Consider the following 20,005-nt stretch of genomic DNA (forward strand, 5'->3'; position numbering starts at 1 on the left):
CAGAGGCTCTGGGGATAGTCCTTTGACTGGGTACCGTTTTAGACAATCTACGAACATGGCGGGCTCGGGCTGAGTGAGTTCGTGTACGCATGGACCGGGTCATGCGTACACGTCTGTGGGGCGATTTAGATAGTGGGATCTTAAATTTTGCAGGCGCCTGGCGTCTCCGGAGAGAACGCCTCGGCTGCAGGGATGGTGGAGATCTTCTTATGATAATCCCATGGGCGTTTCGACTCGTTCTGCGTCTTCACCTGCATCAGATACATGTCGTGAACATCCAAACCGTCCGCGCGGATACGACCGTCATGCGAGAAGAAGTCGTTGATGGGGGGCGACTTCATCTTGGCCATGACGGCTCTGGTGCAAACGAAGACGGTGAATGGGTTAGAGTCGTCGGACTACACGAATTGGTGATCGATGATGACTAAGCTGAAGAGCCTGGACAAGCTGGTTGATAGGCGACATTTTGATCGCGAGATCATCCTTCTGTGTGTTCGCTGGTACCTGCGCTACAAGCTTAGCCTGCGCGATCTTGCCGAGATGATGGCTGAGCGCGGTGTGTCACTCGCGCACACGACGATTCTGAGTTGGGTGCAGCGTTATACGCCCGAGTTCGTCAAACGCTGGAACCGGTTTGGCACACCCACCGGACAGTCGTGGCGTGTCGACGAAACGTACGTCAAGATCCGGGGTAAGCGGGTCTACCTCTATCGGGCGGTGGATCGGGCCGGCCAGACGGTAGACTTCATGCTACGCGCCAAACGCGACGTGGCAGCAGCTAAAGCATTTTTCAGGAAGGCCATCAAGCATCAGGGGCAGTCACCGAAAACCATCACACTGGATAGTTACGCGGCCTCGCACCGGGCCGTGCGCGAGATGAAGGCTGACGGCCTGGTTCCTGTCGAGACCGCGGTCAGATCTTCGAAATATCTGAATAACCTGATCGAGCAGGACCATCGAAACATCAAGTCCCGGACGAAGGTTATGCTTGGCCTCAAGCGGTTTAAGAGTGCCGCTATCGCAATTTCAGGCATCGAGTTGATGCATCGCATTCGCAAGGGGCAGTTCGATCTCGCGACGCTCGATCTCAAAGACACCGCTATGCCGATCGTTTGGAATGCGGTCATTTCTGCGCAATAAGTCATCCTATCAAAATAAACGTCCTCGACTATTTGCACCAGAACCAACCCAGGTGACCCTAGCCGTTAAAGCAATTGTTGATCGTTTCTTTCGCTAGAGCAAAAGATGACGCTTTGAGTCATTTTTTGCTTTACTTGTCACACCTCACACACCGAAACCCCGCATACACATACTGATAATGCGGCTGAAACCAATTCCGGAAAGCCGGCCGCAGCATGCACTGCGCGGTGCGTGCCGAACCGCCCTTGATCACGTAGTGCTGGCCATCGAAGAAGTTGGCTGAATAGCCGAGATAAAACGGAAAGGCTTCGAAGCCGGGCAGCGCATCAAACACCGTCGAAGTCCACTCCCAGCCATTGCCGAATTGTCCTTCCACGCCGAACGTGCTGACGTTATCCGGATATGCGTCGACCGGCTGTGGATCCCAGCTACGAAAATCGAAATTACCCGACGCGGCGTGCGGCGCGCCGTGTGCCGCACGCTGCCATTGCGCCTCGGTGGGTAACGCTTTGCCTGCCCAGCGCGCGTAGGCGCTGGCTTCGGCGTGACTCACGTACGCGGGCCAGTCGAGCGGCAACGGCACTTCGTCGAACATGGTGCGCAACGTCCATGCGCCATCGTCGCCGCGTGCAACGTGTCGCGACCAGCATGCGGGATGCTCGATATGCTCGGCTTTCTTCCACGCCCAATCCTTCTCCGACCACCACTTCGGTTCGCGATAGCCGCCTGCCTCGATGAACTCGCGGAATGCACCGTTCGTCACCATATGGCGATCGATCTCGAAGGCGGGCACATCGACACGCACTTCGCCGAACTCGTTGTCCCAACCGAAGCGGCCGCCGTCGCGCGGCATGCCGAGCACGGCAGTGCCGGCCGGTATGCTGACCATCGACGTCAACGCGTCCCGCGGTTCCGCACGTGTCACGACTGGCTCGCGCAATTCGGTGACCTTCTGCGCAAGCGGCAGTTGATGAAGCATGTATGCCAGCGTTTCAGCATGCATCAACCGATGTTCGATCGCGACGTTCAGCAGTTGCTCGGAGGCCTCGGCTTGCGCGCCGTTGCGACCGAGTCGCGCGGTGTGCGTCAGCGCATCGAGCTCGCGGTCGATCTGCTCGCGGGCACGCGAGCCGTAGCCGCGAACGACGTCGAGCGACGGCCAGTCACTGGGTTGATCAGTCGGAAAACCACCGTCGACGGGATCGATGCCGAAGGCAAAGAGCTGGTCGAGGTGCGGATCGAACGCCGGCAGGTCGCATATGCGTTGATCGAAAAGATTACGATCGAAAGCTTCCAGATGGCCGATGTAAAACACGATCCGGTGGCGTTCACGGATCGGCCGCTCATACAGAAACTCGGGTTTGACGATGGAAAACAGTGCGTCAGTCACTTGACGCGCTTCGATCAGCCGCTGGACGAGCGGGTGATGCGGGGCGGGGTCGCGATTCATTTCGCCGGGTCTCCTTGCGGGGGACGGACTAAAGACTGTACCCGCTCGCAGGAGCCATGCCAAGACGAAAGCGCGTGAAAAAGAAGGTGGGCGGGCGACGCGGCGGCGCGGGCCGGGCTCCCGGCAGCGGCCTAGACTTGCCGCAGGCCGTCCAGATCGACGATCCGGATGTGCTTGCCTTGTGTGTCGATCAGGCCGCGCTTTTGAAATCTTGACAGGGTGCGGCTCACGGTTTCGAGCGTCATGCCGAGGTAGCTGCCCATGTCCTCGCGCGTCATGCGCAGATTGAATTCCGCCGACGAATACCCTCGCCGCGCGTTGCGCTCGGAGACGTCGAGCAGGAATGCCGCGACCCGTTCGTCCGCCGAGAGCGAGCCGAGCACCATCATCTGCGCGGCTTCGCGGACGATCTGCTCGCCCAGCAGTTTGTGCATGCGTTCCTGCATCGAACTGATTTCGCGGCACAGCGACTTGAGCGCGGTGTAGGGGACGATGCAAACCGTGCTGTCTTCGAGGGCCAACGCGCTGCAGGCGTGCACGTCGTTGCTGATGCCGTCGAGGCCAAGTGCTTCGCCGGCGAGCCGCAAACCGGTGACCTGCGCGCGGCCGTCGCGGTGCGCCATGACGGTTTTCATCGAACCGGAGCGCACGGCGTAAATACTGTCGAAGCGGTCGCCGCTGCGATAGAGCGCTTCGCCGCGCTGGACGGAGCGCGCGGAACAGATGAGCGTTTCGAGTTTCGTCAGTTCGTCGGGCGACAAGCCTTGGGGCATGCAGAGCTGACGCATCGCGCAACTTGAACAGCGCGCGGCGGAGCGCGCGCTTGCCCGTGACGGCGCCGCGCGGCGGCTGCCGCGTGGTACGGCAGAGGCTGCGGAATCCGCAGTACCGGTGGAGCGCGAAACAGCGATAGGAGTGAGCATGTTCTGCAGCCAGTGGTCAGGGTAACGACTGATTGTCCCACCGGCCAGGTTGCCCGCTTCGCGGCAAAATGACGCGTTCGGGCGATCAGGCGTGTTGAGCAATGTCACACCTGCGTCGGTGAATTTGTTTGTGGACTGCTATGGAGTGTGAGCAGGCAGACAGGCAGACCGTGCTCACACTTTGGCAGAAAGGAGATTGCTTGTTGCAGATCGGGCGCACGCACAGCCGACGGGCTAGGCAATCACATTGGGCACCCGCGCCGCGCTCATCAATCCGCGTCGCCGGACTTGCCCGCGGCGGATGGGATCAACAGTACAGGCAAGCTCGCTTGCCGCACGCACCGCTCCGCGACACTGCCGAGAATCAGGCGCTGAAAACCGCGTCGTCCGTGCGTGCCCATGACCAGCAGGTCGGCGTTGAAATCGGCCGCGGCCTTGAGCACGACCACCGAAACATCGTCGATCGTGGATGCCTCGCCCACCACGAGCTCGCCCTTGACGCCTTGCTCGGTCATGGCGTTGGCGAACTCGGCGCCGAGTTCCTTGCCCTCTTCGACGAGCCGGTTACGCAAGACGGATGGGTCATACCCGGGCGCTTCGAAATACATCGGCGTGTTTTCGACGACATAGAACGGCTGCAAGACCGCGCCGCTGGATTTGGCGAGCGCGAGCGCTGCCTCGAATGCACGGCGGGAGGTGTTGCTGCCGTCGACCGCTACGAGAATGCGTGTGTACATATCGACTCCGCGTCTGAAGGATCCGGATGCCGCAGCTGTTTCCAACCGGCTGGGCGCAATGAAGATTCATTGCTGATGCGAGCTTAAATGATCGCTGAAAAACATGCATTCGACCTGGATGTAAATCAAACTCTTGCCAAATTTTGCGACGCCGCCGTCCTGTTCGGCAAGCGCCGGTCAGCAAGCGTCGGCGGGACTTCGCTCCAATTTGCAATGCATATCCGTGGCCTGGATAAGGCCGAGTTGCCTTACAATTAAAGCCTATTCAGACAAGCTGCTTCAGTCCGCTGATGAACGAGCGCAAAACGACGGGCTTGCCCGACAAGATCTACGGCGACATTCTCAACCGCATTGTCGAAGGCGAGTACAAGGAAGGTGAGCGCTTGCCGACCGAGCATGCGCTGGCCGAGCGTTTCGCGACGTCCAGGCCGACGGTGCGTGAAGCCCTGGCGCGCTTGCGGGCGGACGGCATCATCATGACGCGGCACGGATCGGGCACGACGGTCGCGCGGCGGCCGGACCCGGACGTGCGCCGCTTCGCGCCGCTCGAAACGCTGTCCGACATCCGCCGCTGCTATGAATTTCGCATCGTGACAGAAGCAGGCGCGGCGGAGCAGGCGGCGCTCAAAGCCGACGCCGACGATATCGCCGCCATCCAGCACGCATGGGATCAGTTGGAGCGGATCATCGAGACGCAGGGTATCGGCGCGAAAGACGACTTCATGTTTCACCTGGCGGTGGCGCGGGCGTCGAAGAACCCGTTTTTCATCACAGTCATGTCGTTCATCGAGGAACAGATTCTGTTCAGCATGAATCTGTCGCGCAATCTTTCGCTGGTGAAGACGGTGGCGCGGCAACGGCTCGTGCAGACGGAGCATCTGGCCGTGCTCGAGGCGATCCGCCGCAAGGACGCGCCGGGTGCTGCGAGCGCCATGCGAGCGCATCTCGAGAACGCGCTCGAGCGGATGTTCGGCTCCTGAGTTTCCGCGCGCTGTCGCCGCGCGGCGGGGTCGCAGCGCCATCGGGTCACTATGCCGCGGTGATTTCCGCACGATACGACAGGGCGTAGAACCTGCCGCTCTCGCGGCAGCGCAGTAAAACAGCTAAGCAGCGGCGGCTATCGGCCCGAACAGCGCGGTACGAGTCTTGGGACTCACGGCGATATCCAGCGCCACCGCCCGCTCCACGCCGATCTGCAACGGCGACCCGAGCCGGCTGATCTCGATCCCGGTCTTGCGCAGCAGCCGCTCGATCGGCGTGGTGGTCACGGTGACATAACGCGTGATGCCCATCTGGTCGGCGAACGTCACGAGTTCGTGAATCGCCTGCATGGTGACGTCGGCAAAGCCGAACGATTGTTCTTCACCGCCGGTTTCGATCGCGAACCGGCTCAATTCCCAGATGTGCCGCCCAACCGGCGCCGCCGCGCCATGCAGCAACTGCGGGAAAGTGTCCTTCAGCATGTTGGGGCCCTCGGTCGGCATCAGGCGCCAACAGCCGCGCACCTGTCCGTCGTCGGCCTGGATCAGCATGTAATGCGGCCCGAGCGCGTCGTAGCCGTCGATCTCCATGCCCGCGATGGTCGGGATATCCCACCCGAGCCGACCGTGAAACACCCGCGCCCGCAGGCGGTACATCTCGTTAATGTCCGCGTTGTCGAATTCCTGACGCATTCCAATCCGGATTGCTGTTTGCATGACGTTCTCCTGAACGTGTTGGGGTACCCAATACGCAAGAAAACTTATGCATTTTGAATGTTTCTGCCACCTACCTACCTGGATAGGTGTGCATGCTTATCGGGTAACGCAAAATTCGAGACAAGCACTGCACTCAACCGACAGGACCGAAAAATGGAACTCCTCGAAAATCATTGGCAACCGCAAACCGGCCTTCAAACCCGCCCGGCGGAGCCTTCCACGGCGGTGGACCGCGTTCTGATCATTGCTTACCGCAAAAAGAAAAAAGAGAGCCAGCGCCGTTTCTGGGCCCGCTTCGGCGTGACGCAGTCGCGCGGCAGCCGGTTCGAGTCGGGTGCCGAAATCCCGGCGCCGGTGTCGATCCTGCTGGGCCTGTACTTCACCAAAACCGTGTCCGACGCCGATCTGGGCCGCGCCGAGCGCGTCCTCTACAGCCGCGACGCCGCCGCCTTGCTCAACCCGGGTCAATAAGCCCGAGCTGGGCTGCAATCACGGCCGCCGCACGCCGCGAATTCACACCGAATTTCGTCCTGATGTTCTTCATGTGGAAGTTCACCACGGCTTCCGAACAGTTCAGGATGTGGGAGATTTCCCAGGTGGATTTGCCGCGTGCGGTCCATTTCAGGCATTCGCGTTCACGCGGCGTCAGCTTGGGCAGTAAGGTCTGAGCGTGCGTATTCAAATGCCGCTGGCTGGTATCGATTACGAGATCGCGCAATAACACCAGATTCGGCAATGCCACGTTGATGTGACGCCAGAATTCATCGTTGGGATTGTTGTCATTGACGAAGCACATCATGCCGGCTTCCTGGTTCGGTCCATGAATCGGCAATGTCACGCCGGAGCGCAACCCGTGCGCGCGGGCTTCTTCGTACATGGAAAGCTGTGGCGCGGTCGTGAAAATGTCCGGCGACCAGATCAGCGGCGTGGCGCGCGTCGCGCAATGCGCGACAGTCGGATCGATGTGAACCAGTCCCTGCTCGTCATAAGTACGCCGCCAGGTGGGCGCGTACGTGCTGCGCACATAAGCGTCTTCCAGGCGAATGGTCGGCCGAGGCAGCATGGCGATCAAAAGCCTGTCGAAGCCCCACGTCTCGGCGAGGCCCGCGATTGCACCGAACCATTCCGCTTCGTCGGCGGCGTTCAGTAGCGGTGCCATCTGCTCGATAAAATGTAGCGACAATTTTTACTCTCTCAGGCTCGCAAACATCCCGTTGCGGTAAATTGCGGTACGGCATTCCGTCCGGTGGTTTTTTATCTTCACAATCTATCACCAAAAATTATTTCGCAAAGCCAGAAGTGATTTCTAACAAAATGGCGACGACGGCGGTTTTGGGAGAATGCGAATGAATCGCTCTTTGTATCCGATTTTCTGACCGAATTAACATTCACCGATGGTTAATGTGGGTAATTTTCTCGTAGTAGTCGTTTTGATGCCATTCATTGGCAACATTATTGTGAAAGCATTCTAATTAGCGGTCGCTGCCAAAATTTCAGTCAAAATCGCACTGATTGCCGATATTGAATGTTTGCGGGCTGCACGGTTTGCCGCGACATAAACGTCACGCCCCAAGCTCTATTGTCATACAAAAGCGACGCCGCGTAGTTTGCGACGTTCGCGATCCACTCAAAGAATTCGCGAAGCCGGGCTTGCCACCAAGTTGTTTGACAACATTTCGAGCCCGGTGCTACCTTGAGCGCTCCATTCTGTCCCGCTCCTGGTGTGAGGCATCATGAACGGAATCCCCGCTCCGCGAGGGACATCTCGCTAATCCGCGTGCTTCACGACGCCGTGACGTTTTCGAAGCTCGCCGACATGGGGCCGATTTTGCCGCTGCTCAGTTCGACGCCGCCCGAGCATCATGCGAAGATCGAGCACGCCGCGCGGGCGCTGCTCGCGTTGGAGCACGAATTCGCGCAAGCCAACCCACACCCGTGAACCTCAAACAGCCAGCATGACCGACAACAGCCGACGCTATCCCGATCCCTCCATTCGCGTGTTCGATCCGCGCTTCAAACCGTTGATCCTGGCGTCCGCGTCCGTCGAGTGCCTTTATCAGGGCGCGCGCTGGTCCGAGGGGCCGGTCTGGTTCGGCGACGGCCGCTATCTGCTGTGGAGCGACATTCCGAACGACCGCATCCTGCGCTGGGACGAACCGAGCGGCACGGTGTCGACGTTTCGCCAGTCGTCGAACAATGCCAACGGCCATACGCGCGACCGTCAGGGACGCCTCGTCAGCTGCGAGCATCTGACGCGCCGCGTCACGCGCACCGAATACGATGGCTCGATCACCGTGCTCGCCGACCGCTATCGTGGCAAGCGCTTCAACTCGCCGAACGACGTGATCGTGAAATCGGACGGCTCGATCTGGTTCAGCGATCCGACCTTCGGCATCGACGGCTTCTATGAGGGCGAGCGGCAGGAGTCGGAACTGCCGGCGTGCGTGTACCGCGTCGACGGCCAATCCGGCGAAGTCACTGTCGTCGCCGACGACGTGCTCGGCCCGAACGGCCTGGCGTTTTCGCCGGATGAGTCAGTGCTGTATATCGTCGAATCGCGCGGCGAACCGCGCCGCAAGATCCGTGCATTCGACGTCGAGGGCGGCGGCGCGCTGTCGAACAACCGCGTGCTGATCGACGCGGGTCCGGGCACGCCGGACGGCTTTCGCGTCGACGTTCACGGCAATCTGTGGTGCGGCTGGGGCATGGGCACGGACGAACTCGACGGCGTGCGCGTTTTCACGCCGCAAGGCGAACCGCTCGGCCACATTGCGTTGCCGGAACGCTGCGCGAACGTGTGCTTCGGCGGGCGGCATCGCAACCGGTTGTTCATGGCGGCAAGCCACGGGCTCTATTCGCTCTACGTAAATACGCAAGGCGTGCAAGGCGGCTAGTTGCCTGACAAGTCGTCATCAGAGGTCATGAGTGGCTCCGGGTTTGCCCTTGGATGCAGCGGGCAAACCATTGAACGGCAAGCATTCACCGTAAAAACGGCGGCTTTCACGGGCCCGGAGCCGCGACGAGTATTTGCTTGACATCAGCTGTTCCGCTTCGCTATGTTCCATTGGTAGAAAGACACCGCCCGCAGCGCATTCGACCGGCGGATTTCCATACCAAGAAGCGAGGAGACGCAATGACTGTTTCAGACAGGTTGGCGCTCAGGCTGGTGTCCGTATGTCTCGCGGCGAGCGCCGCTTTCGCATCCGCCGCGCACGCGGCCGATCCGGTGACCCTCAATATCGTCGACGTGGCCGGCGACCTTCAACTCACGCAAAAGGGCTTTGAGGCCTTCAAGGCGAAGTACCCGAACCTCGTCGCCAATCTCACCTTCACGAATGCGCCGGCGCCGCAGTTGCCCGGCAAGATCAAGGCGATGCAGGCCGCGGGCCGCTCCGATATCGATCTCGTGCTGACCGGCACCGACGCGCTTGCCGCCGGCATCGAACAGAGTCTCTGGATGAAGCTGCTGCCCGAGAACGCGGCGGCATTCCCCGGCGTGCTCGACAAATACGCGCCGGGTCCGCGCAAGATGCAGGATCTCGCCCAAGGGTACGGTCTCGAAGTGGCGTATATGCCGGCCGGCCCGCTGCTCGAATACAACCCCGCCAAAGTCAGCGACCCTCCGAAGACGCCCGAGCAATTGCTGCAGTGGTGCAAGGCGCATCCGGACAAGCTGATCTACGCACGTCCTGCGAATTCAGGTCCGGGCCGCACGTTCCTGATGGGCTTGCCCTACGTGCTCGGCGACAAGGACCCGCAGGATCCGATTCACGGTTGGGACAAGACGTGGGCCTTTCTCAAACAGCTGAACGATTGCATTCCTTACTATCCGGGCGGCACCTCGGCGGTGATGAAGGAGCTTGGCGAGGGCACGCGCGACATGACCGTGACCGTGACGGGCTGGGACATCAATCCACGCGCGCTCGGTATCGTGCCGGCCGAATTCCGCGTGCAGGCGTTCGACAACATGACGTGGGTGAACGACGCGCACTACATGGTGATTCCGAAAGGCGTGCCGAAGGAAAAGCTCGACGTGCTCTATAAGCTGATGAACTTCATGCTCGAGCCGGCGCAACAGGCCATGACCTATGACGACGGTTATTTCTATCCCGGTCCGGCGATCAAGGGCGTGAGCGTCGAGCAGGCGCCCGCGCACAGCCAGGACGTGCTGAAGAAATATGGCCGGCCGGAGTACGCGAAGCTGCTGGCCGAGCGCCCGCACGTATTGCCGCTGAATGCCGCGGCGATGGTCGCGGCTTTCAAGAAATGGGACACCGAGGTCGGCGCGCAGAAGACCAAATAGTTTCCGCGTCTGGCCGTGCATGCATGATGTTGCGATCCACGCGTGATACGTGACACGACGCACGTGACACGCATCACGCGTATCAGGAAACCGCCATGAAGCATCACTTTGAGCAGTTGCGGCTCGACTCGGTGAGCCGCAGTTTCACGAATGCGGAAGGCCAGGCGATCGCGGCGCTCCGCGGCCTCGATCTGACCATCCAGCGTGGCGAGTTCATCGCGTTGCTGGGGCCTTCCGGTTGCGGTAAATCGACGGCGCTCAACTGCATCGCCGGATTGCAGCCGTTGAGCGCGGGCGGCATCTGGCTCGACGACAAACGCATCGACGTGCTGCCGCCGGAGAAGCGCGGCTTCGGCATGGTGTTTCAGAACTACGCGCTGTTTCCCCATATGAGCGTGCTCGACAATGTCGGCTTCGGTTTGAAGATGCGCGGCGTCGGTAAGAGCGAAGCCGTACGCCGGGTGCGTGAAGCGCTGCAGCTCGTGCAACTGGTCGGACATGAACGCAAGCTGCCCGGACAACTGTCCGGCGGCCAGCAACAGCGCGTGGCGATTGCGCGCGCGATCGTGATCGAGCCGCCGCTGATTCTGATGGACGAACCGCTGTCGAATCTCGATACCAAGCTGCGGATCGAAATGCGCGCGGAGATTCGCCGCATCCACAGCCAGCTCGAGCGCGCGACGCTCTATGTAACGCACGATCAGGACGAAGCGCTTTCCATGGCCGACCGCATCGTCGTGATGAGGGAGGGCGTGGTGCAGCAGGTCGCCACGCCGAAAGAGGTCTATACGCGGCCGCAGAATCTGCATGTCGCGCGCTTCATGGGGTATCGCAACGTGGCCGAGTTCGAACTCGAAGGCACGCAGGGCGAAGGCGTGCTGGTGAGCGCAAACGGTGTGCGTCTGCTCGGCACGCCGATGGCCGGCTTCAACAGCAAGCGCGTGAGCGTCGCGCTGCGTCCCGAGGATATGGAGCGCGCCGCGCCCGGTGCGGAGAATGCTTTCGACGCGTTGGTGACGACCGTCGAATACGGTGGCCGCGATTCGTTGCTGCGTGTCAACACCGCGTTCGGCGATATCTGGGCGCGCGTCGGCGGAGAATTCGAAGAGGGCGAGAAAATCAGCTTGCGCGTGCCGCCGTCGCGCACGCTTGTCTACGACGCAGAGGCGGCATGAACACGCCCACGCTGTCGCCGCCGCTCGTGCCGCGCGACGCCAAGGCGTGGCTCGTCGCGCCGGCGTTGCTCTTCATTGTCGCGTTGTTCATCTATCCGTTCGCGTACGGTCTGGTGCTGTCGTTCCGGCCGATGAACGGCGGCGGCCTCTGGGCCAACTATCTGGCGTTCTTCACCGACACGTCGATGTGGCCGACGATTCTCGTCACGCTCAAGCTCGCGGTGCCCGCCACGCTGATCAACGTGGGCGTCTCGGTGCCGGTGGCGTTCGCACTGCGCCGCTACTCGCGCTATCAGAAGTTCGTCACGACGCTGCTGGTGATTCCCGTGACGCTCGGCACCGTGTTGATCGCCGACGGCATGCTCACGTACTTCGGCCCGAACGGCTGGTTTCCGCAAGCGCTGCAGGGCTTGCATCTCTATACGCGTGAAGTGCGCCTCACGCATAACTTCTGGGGCGTGCTGATTTCGCTGATCGTGTCGGGTTTTCCGTTTGCGTTTCTGTTGACGCTGTCGTATGTGACCGGCATCGACCCGACGCTCGCGGCCGCGGCAGCGACGCTCGGCGCGAGTCCGTGGCAGCAGTTTCGCCGCATCTATCTGCCGCTGCTCGTGCCGGGCTTGACGATGGCGGCGTGTCTGTCGTTCGTGCAGGCGTTTTCGGTATTTCCGTCGGCGGTGCTGCTCGGTGCGCCCGCTGGCCCGACACGCGTGATGTCGATCGCCGCCGCCGAGGCCGCGTTCGAAAGCTACGACTATTCGCTGGCGTCCGCGATCGCGATGGTGATGGGCTTTGTGCAGTTGCTGGTGGTCGCCGCGCTGCTCGGCGCGCGCCGCTTCTTCTACAGCGGTCCGGCAACCGGAGGTAAAGGCTGATGACGACCGAGCATCGCGCGGCGCAGCCTTCGTGGTCCGCGTCCGCATCGAAAGATCACGACGACGGCGCGCGCGAGCCAGACAAGCGCGTGAGACAGCGCGCCGGCTTGCCAGGTCGCGTCTGGCGCGTGCTGGTGTGGGGCGCGATGGTGTTCTTCCTCGTCAACGTGGTGTTGCTGATTGCGACCGTCGCGGTCAATTCGGTGGCGACGCGCTGGTTCGGCACCTTGTTGCCGCAGGGCTTCACGCTGCATTGGTATGCGCAGGCGTGGAGCGACTTCCAGTTGGCGAGTGTGTTGTGGGTGACGGTCGAAGTGGTCGGCGCAGTCGTGCTGCTGTCGGTCCTGCTCGGCGTGCCGGCGGCGTACGCGCTCGCCCGTGTGCAATTTCCAGGCAAGCGCGTCGCGATGCTGATCTTCCTGTTGCCGCTGATGGTGCCGCCCGTCACCTACGGCATTCCCATGGCGACGGTCATGTACAAGGTCGGTCTCGCCGGCACGCTGAGCGGCGTGATCCTGGCAAACCTCGTGCCGGCACTGCCGTTCGTGATTCTCGTCATGACGCCGTTCATCGAACAGATCGATCCCAATCTCGAAGCGGCGGCGCGCATTTTCGGCGCGAATACGTTCCGCTATTTCCGCTACGTGCTGCTGCCGCTGCTCGTGCCCGGCATGCTGGCGGCGGGCTTGCTGGTGCTCGTGCGCACCATCGGCATGTTCGAGCTGACTTTTTTCACCGCGGGCCCCGCGACGCAAACGCTCGTGGTCGCCCTGTACTACGCTGTATTTTCAACCGGCGTGCGCGCGCCGCAGTCGATCGATGCAATGGCGATGATCTACATGGCGATCACACTAATCTGGGTGCTGATCGCACTGCAATTCGTGAGCCCGACGCAGATCGTGTCGCGCGTGAAGGAACAGAAACGCTGAAGCGCGCCCGAAGGAAGTCCCCTTGGACAACGGCGAAAGACATCGTGGAGCAGACGTTGACGAAGCGAAAGAAACCCGAGGAATTGCGCAGCCACCGCTGGTACGGCGTGAACGATCTGCGCTCGTTCGGCCACCGTTCGCGCACCGCGCAAATGGGCTACGACCGCGAGGAATACGCCGGCAAACCGGTCATCGCGATTCTCAACACGTGGAGCGAGATCAACGCGTGTCACACGCACTTCAAGCAGCGTGTCGAGGAAGTGAAACGCGGCATCTGGCAGGCCGGCGGCTTTCCGGTCGAGCTGCCGGTGCAGACGCTCTCCGAGCCGTTCCAGAAGCCGACCACGATGCTGTATCGCAACTTCCTCGCCATGGAAGCAGAAGAAACGCTGCGCTCCTATCCCGCCGACGGCGTCGTGCTGATGGGCGGTTGCGACAAGACCACGCCCGCTTTGCTGATGGGCGCGATCTCGATGGATCTGCCGGCGATCTTCCTGCCCGCCGGCCCAATGCTGCGCGGAAACTGGAACGGCGCGACGCTCGGCTCCGGTTCCGATGTCTGGAAGTACTGGGCCGAATTGCGCGCGGGCACGATCACGCAAGACGACTGGCAAGGCATCGAAGGCGGCATTGCGCGCTCGCCGGGGCACTGCATGACGATGGGCACCGCCTCGACCATGACGAGCGCGGCCGAGGCGCTCGGCTTCACGCTGCCCGGTTTCGCGTCGATTCCCGCAGCGGATTCCCGTCATGCGCAAATGGCGGCGAAAACCGGCATGCGCATCGTCGAGATGGTGTGGGAGGATCTCAAACCGTCCGACCTGCTCACCGCCGGCTCCGTCGATAACGCCGTGACCACGTGCCTCGCGCTGTCTGGTTCGACCAACGCGATCGTGCACATGATCGCGCTCGCTCGTCGCGCGGGCATTGAACTGACGCTTGATCGCTACGACGACATCTCGCGCCACACGCCGGTGCTGGCGAACGTTCGTCCGACTGGCGCGTATTTGATGGAGGACTTTTTCTATGCGGGCGGTTTGCGGGCCTTGCTCGCCGAACTGGGTGAGCTGATCGACCGCTCGCAGAAAACCGTCAACGGCCGCACGCTCGGCGAGAATCTCGAAGGCGCGGAAATTTTCAACGACGACGTGATCCGCCGGCGTGACAAGCCGCTGCTGCCCAATAGCGGACTCGCGGTGCTACGCGGCAATATTGCGCCCGACGGCGCCGTGATCAAACCCGGCGCCGCCGAGCCCCACCTGCTCGTGCACACGGGTCGCGCTGTGGTGTTCAAGGATTACAACGACATGGCCGCGCGCATCGACGACGAGGCGCTCGACATCGACGAACACTGTGTGATCGTGCTTCAGCATGCCGGGCCGGTCGGTGCTCCGGGCATGCCTGAATGGGGCCAATTACCCATACCGCGGAAGTTGCTGCAAAAAGGGGTACGCGATATGGTGCGTATATCGGATGCGCGCATGAGCGGGACGAGTTACGGCGCGTGCGTGCTGCATGTCGCGCCCGAGTCGTTCATCGGCGGACCGTTTGCGCTGGTGGAGAGCGGCGACATAATCGAACTCGACGTGCCGCGACGCAAACTCAACCTGCTGGTGAGCGACGAGGAACTCGCGCGGCGCAAGGCTGCGTGGGTCAAGCCGGCGCCGCGTTTCACGCGCGGCTACGGCGCGATGCATCAGGTGCATGTGATGCAGGCGAATCAAGGCTGCGACTTCGACTTCCTGCAACGCGGCGGCGCGCATGCGGCCCCGGTTGCGGACGCCGCGAGCACTACGGGCGAGCCGGAGATTCACTGAGTCAATGAGGGCCGTCGAGAGCGTGACGCAGCCGCCGCAGAGCGGCGATAACCCTGGGACGGCGCGCGATGCGGCTCAACCGCATCGCGTGAGTCCTTCACCTCAATATCCCACGCGATACACGCGGCCGGTCTGCGCGCCTTCCACGCTGCGCAGATAGGCCATCGCCGCGCGCTGCCCTGTCACCGGCTCGAAGCCACGGAAGTAGGGCGCATAAGCGTCCATTGCTTCGGTGAGCACGGTCGGGCTCACCACGTTGATGCGAATGCCGCGCGGCAATTCGATCGCCGCGCCGCGCACGAAACCTTCGAGTGCCAGATTGACAGTGGTCGCGCTCGCGCCTTGCAGAATCGGCTCATCGCCGATGATGCCGCTCGTCAGCGTGAACGAGCCGCCGTCGTTCACGTATTGCTGACCCGCGAGCACCACGTTGATCTGGCCCATCAGCTTGTCGCGCAGGCCGACCCAGAATTGTTCGATGCTCATATCGGGCAGCGGACCGAAATGCACCTTGCCGGTCGCGGTGACGACGCCGTCCACTTTGCCGATCTCGCGAAAGAGCCGCTCGACGCTCGCCGGATCGGTGCTGTCGACGTGATACTGCCCACGCGTCGCGCCCACTTCGATCACTTCATGGCGCGCCTTCAGTTCCGCGCTCACCGCCTGGCCCAGCGTGCCGGTGGCGCCGATCACGACGATCTTTTTCATCTACTGCTCCGTTGAGGGTTGACGTGCAGTCGATTCTGCCGGTGTTCGTCAAGGGGAAAAAGTCTCTTCGACGTGCAGGTCCTGCAACCCTGAGTTTCTAATCGAAGTAAAAGCGCGCACCGCGAATCAAACGGTGCACGCTTCGCAATACACGGATTAATTGGGGCCCGCGCGTGAATTCAAACACAGACGCAAATGCAGACGCAGCGCAAATATTTATTTCACCCGATGTAATTCGATCAGCCGGGTAGGGCGCAAATGATTAAGGGCGTAATGGATGCGGCCGCGCTCCTGACGGCTGCCGACCGGTCGCGGATCGTCGTACAGATGATCCGCCGAATACGCGCCCTGCGGCGCGACCATGCCTTTGTCGATCACCGTGCAGCCAGGCTCGAGCGCCAGCAGCAGATGATTGCCGCCAACCCGGCTGTCGAAGCCGGCCATGCCGTCGAGCGCCTCGGGCACGCTGTTCGTGAGGGTCGCATTGCTCGTGGTGATTTCGTCGGGCGAGATCGGGCTGTGGCCCGCTATGCGCGCGGCTTCGAGATTCTTGCCGTCGGTGTCGACGGTACTGTCGTGGGTGCGGTCGTTGTGCAGTTCCGTCGAACTCGGGCCGTGAGTGGCCGCTGGTTGATTCGCGTCTGCCGATTTGTTGATATCGCTGTTCATCATGCGTTCTCCTTTGAAGAGGACATGGTGTGACGTGCAGCAAAACCCGTTCCGCCTCGCACAAACCCTGATTCACCTGTTTTGACTGCGCTTTGTCCGCAGTTGCATGCACAGTTGCAAGTGAGGTATTCGGCTGGCGATTGCGTCCGCGATTCTTTTCGATTTTTTTAATGGACGCGTATTTTCTACAGAGTATGATCTTACTCCGACGAGCGAAGCGCGGTTAAATTGAAAGACATTCGGCCCGGCTATTTCTTGATGGCCGGCAGCACCGTCTGCGCGCCACTCAAAACATTTTACGGGGCCGTCAGGGCGGGTGACACATGCACTTCGATGCTGCATTCACACATCGCGGCTATTTGTTAAATTGCGCGCCCGCGCGCGCGGTCGATGGCACTTGGCAACCTTACGTAGTCATCTCCCGCTCGAGCGACGGCGAACTGGTCGCCAACCGTTTTTTTCCCACCGACTTGCGCTTTCGTGACGAAGCGGCCGCCATTGCCCATGCGCGCGATTGGGCGGTGCGCTGGATCGATGCGAGCAGCGTGACCATCTGAGCGCCTCCGGCGTGCCATGCCGCGTATGCCCCGCCGTCGCGCGGTGCTGCGCGAGCCGCGGCAAAACGCGGTAATCTCTCGGCATATTCACTTCGAACCGTGCTCGCTGCACGGCGCTGTCCTTTTATGCCTAACGTGCCTTCCCAGAACTGGGGCCTCGAACAGATCGTCGCCGACTTGCGGGCGTCGCGTGAAGAATTGCATCGCACGCGGCATCCGCTCGGCATTCGCGAACTGCCGTCGCGCGAAGCGGTGATCAACATCGTCGCCGGCCTGCGCGCGGCGCTGTTTCCCACGCACTACGGCGCGCCCGATCTGACTGACGAAACCGTCGACTACTACGTCGGCCATACGCTTGAAAGCACGTTGCGGCTGCTGGCGGAACAGATTCGCCGCGCCTTGCGTTTTTTGCCGGAATTCGGCGAAACACCCGATGCGGATCTGCAGGCGCGCGCGTTCGACGTCGCGCGTGAATTCGGCACGCAATTGCCGGGCATTCGCGCGCTGCTGGTCAGCGACATTCAGGCGGCTTTCACCGGCGATCCGGCCGCGCAGCACATCACCGAAATTCTGCTTTGCTATCCTGGCGTGTGGGCGATGACACATCATCGGCTCGCGCACGCGCTGCATCTCCTGGGCGTGCCGTTGCTGGCGCGTTTCATCAACGAGATCGCGCACTCGGCAACCGGCATCGACATTCACCCCGGCGCGACGATTGGCCCGAGCTTCTTTATCGACCACGGCACGGGTGTCGTGATCGGCGAGACCGCGATCATTGGCGAACGCGTGCGCGTGTATCAGGCCGTGACGCTCGGCGCGAAGAGTTTCGCCGCGGATCTCGACGGTACGCTGGTCAAGGGCAACGCACGCCATCCGATCGTCGAGGACGATGTGGTGATCTATGCCGGCGCGACGATTCTCGGGCGCGTGACGATCGGGCGCGGCTCGGTGATCGGCGGCAACGTATGGCTCACGCACAGCGTGCCGCCGGGCAGCAGCGTGTCGCAAGGCAAGATCCGCGAAGGCGAGCGGTCCGACGAGGGGCGGCAGTGATACGCGGCTTCGTTCGCGCATCGTCGCGTGTCCTGATGCGCGCACTTCTTTTTCACTGCTGAGCGATGACCATGCCGCGCGGCCGCGTTCACATGCCTCGCTGCGCGCTTGCCGGCGTCGAAGCGACGGTGGCCGAAACGGCGCATGCGTTTCCGCGTCATTCGCACGATCGCTTCGGCGTCGGTGTGATCGTCAGCGGCGGGCATCGGTCGGCGAGCGGACGCGGGCTTGTCGAAGCACGCGCCAACGACGCCATCATGGTCAATCCCGGCGAAGTCCACGACGGCAGTCCGCTCGATGAGCGCGGGCGCGCGTGGCGCATGTTGTATTTCGAACCGTCGATGGTGGTCAACGCCGCGAGTGAGCTGACCGGCGCGGCGGCGCGCGAGATCGAACTCACGCAGCCGGTGGCGTACGATCCTTTGCTGAAGCGTTTGTTCGAGCGGCTCTTCAACGTCGCGGTGGAAGCGCCTTTGGTGCTGGACGATCTGGCGCGCGAGGAGGCGTCGCTCGAACTGCTCGGGCATCTCGTCCGCGTTCATGCGACGCGGCCAATTCGCTCATCGTCGACTGATGCGTTGGGGCCGATTGCGCGAGCGAGGGCACGCATCGACGACGATCCATCCTCTTCGCTCACGCTGGCCGATCTCGCCGCCGATGCCGGCATGAGCCGTTTCCAGTTGCTGCGTGGCTTCGCACGTGAAATGGGTCTGCCGCCGCATGCGTACAGAATGCAGCGTCGCGTGGTGCTCGCCAGACGGTGGATCGCGCAGGGCGCGACGCTTGCCGATGCAGCCGCCGCAGCGGGCTTTGCCGATCAAAGTCACATGACGCGCGCGTTCGTGCGCTTACTCGGTGTGACGCCCGCGAACTACGCGGCCGCGCTGCGGTGACGTTCAGCCTATTCGCAAATGCTGCAGCAGCGCTGCACCATGCGCGCCATGCAACCAGACGTGCTGCCCGATAAACCACGCCGCCACCCACGAAGCCGCCACCACGATCAGATCGCAGTGCCCGCTATTCCACAGATTCAATGAATGCCGGCCGGCAATCCACGGTACGCCTAATGGATTCGGCCAATCGGCGAACAGATGCATCAGGCCGCCGCAGGCAAATCCGAACGCGGGCGCGGCATACACCGAATGCCCGAGCCAGTGATACGACACCGCGAGCAACGCGAGCCATCCCACGCCCCAATGCGTCAGCGTGCGATGCGTGATCCACAGACGCCGCGCGCGCGACCACCACGCGACTTCGAGCCAGTCCGGCGCCGTACTGCCAATCAGACCGGTGATGAAACTCAACACCACGCCGACATGAAACGAACCGCCGCCGCCGATGCGCGCGACAATCGCCGCCGCGATGACGCCGGCCGCAAAACCGGTAGCGTGATGTGCTTTGCTGGATGCCATCGAAACTCGCGGCAGAGCGCCGCATCAGGAACAAAGGGCGGCTATGTTCGCAGATGAGCGGATAAAAAAATAGCCGGCACGCGAGTTAAAAAAATCGCGCGTCGGCGTGGCCTTCAAAACGCAAGCGTGTGACCGAAGCTCAGGTCGCGCAACGTGCAATATCGAAGCGCATTTCCGGTTCCGGCGGATCGTCCGGCGCGTTCGCGGGATGCATCACCTTGATGATCGAGCCGGCGTTCGACGGCGTCAGCGTCACGAAATACGAGTTGTTCGAATCCGAGCCGACGGCGATCTCCGTCGCGCCGCCAACGCGAGACATCCGCACGCGTGACAAACGGCTTTCGAGGCAATCGGCGATATAGGCAGGAGCGCGTTGCGAAGACACGTACATCATCGGCAGGGACGCGTCGCGGGCCGGGCCGCTGGAAGAACCGCAACCGGCAAGCGCAGCGAGCGCGGCAGCAGCGGGAGCAAGCAGGAGAAGTCTTTTCATGGTCTGATCGTCGGCGTCCCCGGTCGTACGCGGGAACTTGGGGCGCGGGCGAAGCGCAACGCGATGC

At 61.9% G+C, this 20,005-nt stretch carries 23 protein-coding genes and 1 pseudogene; 14 read left to right on the forward strand and 10 right to left on the reverse strand.

Features of this window, described 5'->3' with window-relative positions; genetic code table 11:
• Nucleotides 1-140: 140 nt before the first annotated feature.
• A complete protein-coding gene (locus tag PQR42_RS03635; protein WP_408382516.1) occupies nt 141-350 on the reverse strand; it encodes a hypothetical protein in 210 nt (69 codons plus the stop codon).
• Between the two features lie 79 nt (nt 351-429).
• Here PQR42_RS03635 and PQR42_RS03640 point away from each other — a divergent pair, with 79 nt between their 5' ends.
• Entirely contained in the window at nt 430-1,140 is a 711-nt protein-coding gene (locus PQR42_RS03640; RefSeq protein ID WP_408383013.1) for an IS6 family transposase, read from the forward strand.
• Between the two features lie 130 nt (nt 1,141-1,270).
• Here the strand turns inward: PQR42_RS03640 and PQR42_RS03645 are convergent, their stop codons facing one another.
• From PQR42_RS03645 to PQR42_RS03655, 3 genes are all read right to left on the reverse strand, one after another.
• The gene (locus PQR42_RS03645) at nt 1,271-2,590 is read right to left on the reverse strand and encodes an SUMF1/EgtB/PvdO family nonheme iron enzyme (protein ID WP_408382518.1); all 1,320 of its coding nucleotides are present in this window, start codon (nt 2,588-2,590) and stop codon (nt 1,271-1,273) included.
• A 131-nt stretch (nt 2,591-2,721) separates the two neighbouring features.
• Nucleotides 2,722-3,378, reverse strand: a complete 657-nt coding sequence (locus PQR42_RS03650) for a helix-turn-helix domain-containing protein (RefSeq protein ID WP_408382520.1) — start codon at nt 3,376-3,378, stop codon at nt 2,722-2,724.
• A gap of 404 nt (nt 3,379-3,782) precedes the next feature.
• On the reverse strand, nt 3,783-4,250 hold the full coding sequence (locus PQR42_RS03655) for a universal stress protein (protein WP_408204886.1): 468 nt from the start codon (nt 4,248-4,250) through the stop codon (nt 3,783-3,785).
• 87 nt (nt 4,251-4,337) lie between these two features.
• Here PQR42_RS03655 and PQR42_RS03660 point away from each other — a divergent pair, with 87 nt between their 5' ends.
• Together PQR42_RS03660 and PQR42_RS03665 are read left to right on the forward strand one after the other, a co-directional pair.
• Nucleotides 4,338-4,508, forward strand: a complete 171-nt coding sequence (locus tag PQR42_RS03660) for a hypothetical protein (protein ID WP_408204887.1) — start codon at nt 4,338-4,340, stop codon at nt 4,506-4,508.
• Nucleotides 4,509-4,540: 32 nt separating this feature from the next.
• Entirely contained in the window at nt 4,541-5,230 is a 690-nt protein-coding gene (locus PQR42_RS03665) for a FadR/GntR family transcriptional regulator (RefSeq protein ID WP_408204888.1), read from the forward strand.
• Between the two features lie 123 nt (nt 5,231-5,353).
• On the opposite strand, the gene PQR42_RS03670 is transcribed toward PQR42_RS03665, so the two are convergent.
• Nucleotides 5,354-5,947: an acyl-homoserine-lactone synthase gene (locus PQR42_RS03670; protein WP_408382522.1), complete on the reverse strand. Its 594-nt coding sequence runs from the start codon at nt 5,945-5,947 to the stop codon at nt 5,354-5,356.
• 153 nt (nt 5,948-6,100) lie between these two features.
• Between PQR42_RS03670 and PQR42_RS03675 the strand changes: the two genes are divergently transcribed.
• Nucleotides 6,101-6,418, forward strand: coding sequence for a helix-turn-helix domain-containing protein (locus PQR42_RS03675; protein ID WP_106276804.1), 318 nt, complete (start codon nt 6,101-6,103; stop codon nt 6,416-6,418).
• Here PQR42_RS03675 and PQR42_RS03680 read toward each other — a convergent pair.
• Complete coding sequence (locus tag PQR42_RS03680; protein WP_408204890.1) at nt 6,402-7,106, reverse strand: helix-turn-helix transcriptional regulator; 705 nt, start codon at nt 7,104-7,106, stop codon at nt 6,402-6,404. The two genes, PQR42_RS03675 and PQR42_RS03680, sit on opposite strands and share 17 nt — an antisense overlap.
• Nucleotides 7,107-7,706: 600 nt before the next feature.
• On the opposite strand from PQR42_RS03680, the pseudogene PQR42_RS03685 reads away from it, so the two are divergent.
• From PQR42_RS03685 to araD, 7 genes and pseudogenes are all read left to right on the forward strand, one after another.
• Nucleotides 7,707-7,886: pseudogene (locus PQR42_RS03685) on the forward strand (dihydrodipicolinate synthase family protein); the annotation flags it as partial.
• Nucleotides 7,887-7,902: 16 nt separating this feature from the next.
• Nucleotides 7,903-8,841: an SMP-30/gluconolactonase/LRE family protein gene (locus tag PQR42_RS03690; RefSeq protein WP_408204891.1), complete on the forward strand. Its 939-nt coding sequence runs from the start codon at nt 7,903-7,905 to the stop codon at nt 8,839-8,841.
• 239 nt (nt 8,842-9,080) lie between these two features.
• Complete coding sequence (locus tag PQR42_RS03695) at nt 9,081-10,250, forward strand: extracellular solute-binding protein (RefSeq protein ID WP_408204892.1); 1,170 nt, start codon at nt 9,081-9,083, stop codon at nt 10,248-10,250.
• A gap of 95 nt (nt 10,251-10,345) precedes the next feature.
• On the forward strand, nt 10,346-11,425 hold the full coding sequence (locus PQR42_RS03700; RefSeq protein WP_408382526.1) for an ABC transporter ATP-binding protein: 1,080 nt from the start codon (nt 10,346-10,348) through the stop codon (nt 11,423-11,425).
• On the forward strand, nt 11,422-12,300 hold the full coding sequence (locus tag PQR42_RS03705) for an ABC transporter permease (protein ID WP_408382528.1): 879 nt from the start codon (nt 11,422-11,424) through the stop codon (nt 12,298-12,300). Before PQR42_RS03700 ends, PQR42_RS03705 begins: the two co-directional genes overlap by 4 nt.
• On the forward strand, nt 12,300-13,229 hold the full coding sequence (locus PQR42_RS03710; protein WP_408382530.1) for an ABC transporter permease: 930 nt from the start codon (nt 12,300-12,302) through the stop codon (nt 13,227-13,229). Before PQR42_RS03705 ends, PQR42_RS03710 begins: the two co-directional genes overlap by 1 nt.
• A 56-nt stretch (nt 13,230-13,285) precedes the next feature.
• Entirely contained in the window at nt 13,286-15,046 is a 1,761-nt protein-coding gene (gene araD / locus PQR42_RS03715) for an L-arabinonate dehydratase (RefSeq protein WP_408204896.1), read from the forward strand.
• 102 nt (nt 15,047-15,148) lie between these two features.
• On the opposite strand, the gene PQR42_RS03720 is transcribed toward araD, so the two are convergent.
• Nucleotides 15,149-15,754 (reverse strand): short chain dehydrogenase, encoded by a 606-nt coding sequence (locus tag PQR42_RS03720; RefSeq protein ID WP_408204897.1) that lies wholly within the window; start codon nt 15,752-15,754, stop codon nt 15,149-15,151.
• A 216-nt stretch (nt 15,755-15,970) separates the two neighbouring features.
• A complete protein-coding gene (locus PQR42_RS03725; RefSeq protein ID WP_408205118.1) occupies nt 15,971-16,423 on the reverse strand; it encodes a DUF3005 domain-containing protein in 453 nt (150 codons plus the stop codon).
• A gap of 323 nt (nt 16,424-16,746) precedes the next feature.
• Here PQR42_RS03725 and PQR42_RS03730 point away from each other — a divergent pair, with 323 nt between their 5' ends.
• The 3 genes from PQR42_RS03730 to PQR42_RS03740 all read left to right on the forward strand — a co-directional run bounded on the left by PQR42_RS03730 (nt 16,747) and on the right by PQR42_RS03740 (nt 18,926).
• Nucleotides 16,747-16,980, forward strand: coding sequence for a hypothetical protein (locus PQR42_RS03730; protein ID WP_132378249.1), 234 nt, complete (start codon nt 16,747-16,749; stop codon nt 16,978-16,980).
• A 126-nt stretch (nt 16,981-17,106) separates the two neighbouring features.
• Nucleotides 17,107-18,033, forward strand: a complete 927-nt coding sequence (gene epsC / locus PQR42_RS03735; RefSeq protein ID WP_408204898.1) for a serine O-acetyltransferase EpsC — start codon at nt 17,107-17,109, stop codon at nt 18,031-18,033.
• Between the two features lie 71 nt (nt 18,034-18,104).
• Complete coding sequence (locus tag PQR42_RS03740) at nt 18,105-18,926, forward strand: AraC family transcriptional regulator (RefSeq protein WP_408382534.1); 822 nt, start codon at nt 18,105-18,107, stop codon at nt 18,924-18,926.
• Nucleotides 18,927-18,929: 3 nt separating this feature from the next.
• Here the strand turns inward: PQR42_RS03740 and PQR42_RS03745 are convergent, their stop codons facing one another.
• Together PQR42_RS03745 and PQR42_RS03750 are read right to left on the reverse strand one after the other, a co-directional pair.
• Nucleotides 18,930-19,445 carry a metal-dependent hydrolase gene (locus tag PQR42_RS03745; RefSeq protein ID WP_408382536.1) on the reverse strand — a complete coding sequence of 172 codons (516 nt, stop codon included), beginning with the start codon at nt 19,443-19,445 and terminating at the stop codon, nt 18,930-18,932.
• Between the two features lie 139 nt (nt 19,446-19,584).
• A complete protein-coding gene (locus PQR42_RS03750) occupies nt 19,585-19,938 on the reverse strand; it encodes a sugar ABC transporter ATPase (RefSeq protein ID WP_408440013.1) in 354 nt (117 codons plus the stop codon).
• Between the last annotated feature and the right edge of the window lie 67 nt (nt 19,939-20,005).

The sequence above is a fragment of the Paraburkholderia sediminicola genome (assembly GCF_046027355.1).
Classification (GTDB): Bacteria; Pseudomonadota; Gammaproteobacteria; order Burkholderiales; family Burkholderiaceae; genus Paraburkholderia; species Paraburkholderia sediminicola_B.

What these genes read in the sequence shown, in the direction of transcription:
- PQR42_RS03665 (WP_408204888.1), top strand. Translation starts at nt 4,541, where the DNA reads ATGAACGAGCGCAAAACGACGGGCTTGCCCGACAAGATCTACGGCGAC.
- PQR42_RS03750 (WP_408440013.1), bottom strand. Translation starts at nt 19,938, where the DNA reads ATGAAAAGACTTCTCCTGCTTGCTCCCGCTGCTGCCGCGCTCGCTGCG.
- PQR42_RS03675 (WP_106276804.1), top strand. Translation starts at nt 6,101, where the DNA reads ATGGAACTCCTCGAAAATCATTGGCAACCGCAAACCGGCCTTCAAACC.
- PQR42_RS03700 (WP_408382526.1), top strand. Translation starts at nt 10,346, where the DNA reads ATGAAGCATCACTTTGAGCAGTTGCGGCTCGACTCGGTGAGCCGCAGT.
- PQR42_RS03730 (WP_132378249.1), top strand. Translation starts at nt 16,747, where the DNA reads ATGCACTTCGATGCTGCATTCACACATCGCGGCTATTTGTTAAATTGC.
- PQR42_RS03635 (WP_408382516.1), bottom strand. Translation starts at nt 350, where the DNA reads ATGGCCAAGATGAAGTCGCCCCCCATCAACGACTTCTTCTCGCATGAC.
- PQR42_RS03720 (WP_408204897.1), bottom strand. Translation starts at nt 15,754, where the DNA reads ATGAAAAAGATCGTCGTGATCGGCGCCACCGGCACGCTGGGCCAGGCG.
- PQR42_RS03690 (WP_408204891.1), top strand. Translation starts at nt 7,903, where the DNA reads ATGACCGACAACAGCCGACGCTATCCCGATCCCTCCATTCGCGTGTTC.
- PQR42_RS03745 (WP_408382536.1), bottom strand. Translation starts at nt 19,445, where the DNA reads ATGGCATCCAGCAAAGCACATCACGCTACCGGTTTTGCGGCCGGCGTC.
- PQR42_RS03670 (WP_408382522.1), bottom strand. Translation starts at nt 5,947, where the DNA reads ATGCAAACAGCAATCCGGATTGGAATGCGTCAGGAATTCGACAACGCG.
- PQR42_RS03650 (WP_408382520.1), bottom strand. Translation starts at nt 3,378, where the DNA reads ATGCGTCAGCTCTGCATGCCCCAAGGCTTGTCGCCCGACGAACTGACG.
- PQR42_RS03725 (WP_408205118.1), bottom strand. Translation starts at nt 16,423, where the DNA reads ATGAACAGCGATATCAACAAATCGGCAGACGCGAATCAACCAGCGGCC.
- PQR42_RS03740 (WP_408382534.1), top strand. Translation starts at nt 18,105, where the DNA reads ATGCCGCGCGGCCGCGTTCACATGCCTCGCTGCGCGCTTGCCGGCGTC.
- PQR42_RS03710 (WP_408382530.1), top strand. Translation starts at nt 12,300, where the DNA reads ATGACGACCGAGCATCGCGCGGCGCAGCCTTCGTGGTCCGCGTCCGCA.
- PQR42_RS03660 (WP_408204887.1), top strand. Translation starts at nt 4,338, where the DNA reads ATGATCGCTGAAAAACATGCATTCGACCTGGATGTAAATCAAACTCTT.
- PQR42_RS03695 (WP_408204892.1), top strand. Translation starts at nt 9,081, where the DNA reads ATGACTGTTTCAGACAGGTTGGCGCTCAGGCTGGTGTCCGTATGTCTC.
- PQR42_RS03645 (WP_408382518.1), bottom strand. Translation starts at nt 2,590, where the DNA reads ATGAATCGCGACCCCGCCCCGCATCACCCGCTCGTCCAGCGGCTGATC.
- PQR42_RS03705 (WP_408382528.1), top strand. Translation starts at nt 11,422, where the DNA reads ATGAACACGCCCACGCTGTCGCCGCCGCTCGTGCCGCGCGACGCCAAG.
- PQR42_RS03655 (WP_408204886.1), bottom strand. Translation starts at nt 4,250, where the DNA reads ATGTACACACGCATTCTCGTAGCGGTCGACGGCAGCAACACCTCCCGC.
- epsC (WP_408204898.1), top strand. Translation starts at nt 17,107, where the DNA reads ATGCCTAACGTGCCTTCCCAGAACTGGGGCCTCGAACAGATCGTCGCC.
- PQR42_RS03680 (WP_408204890.1), bottom strand. Translation starts at nt 7,106, where the DNA reads ATGGCACCGCTACTGAACGCCGCCGACGAAGCGGAATGGTTCGGTGCA.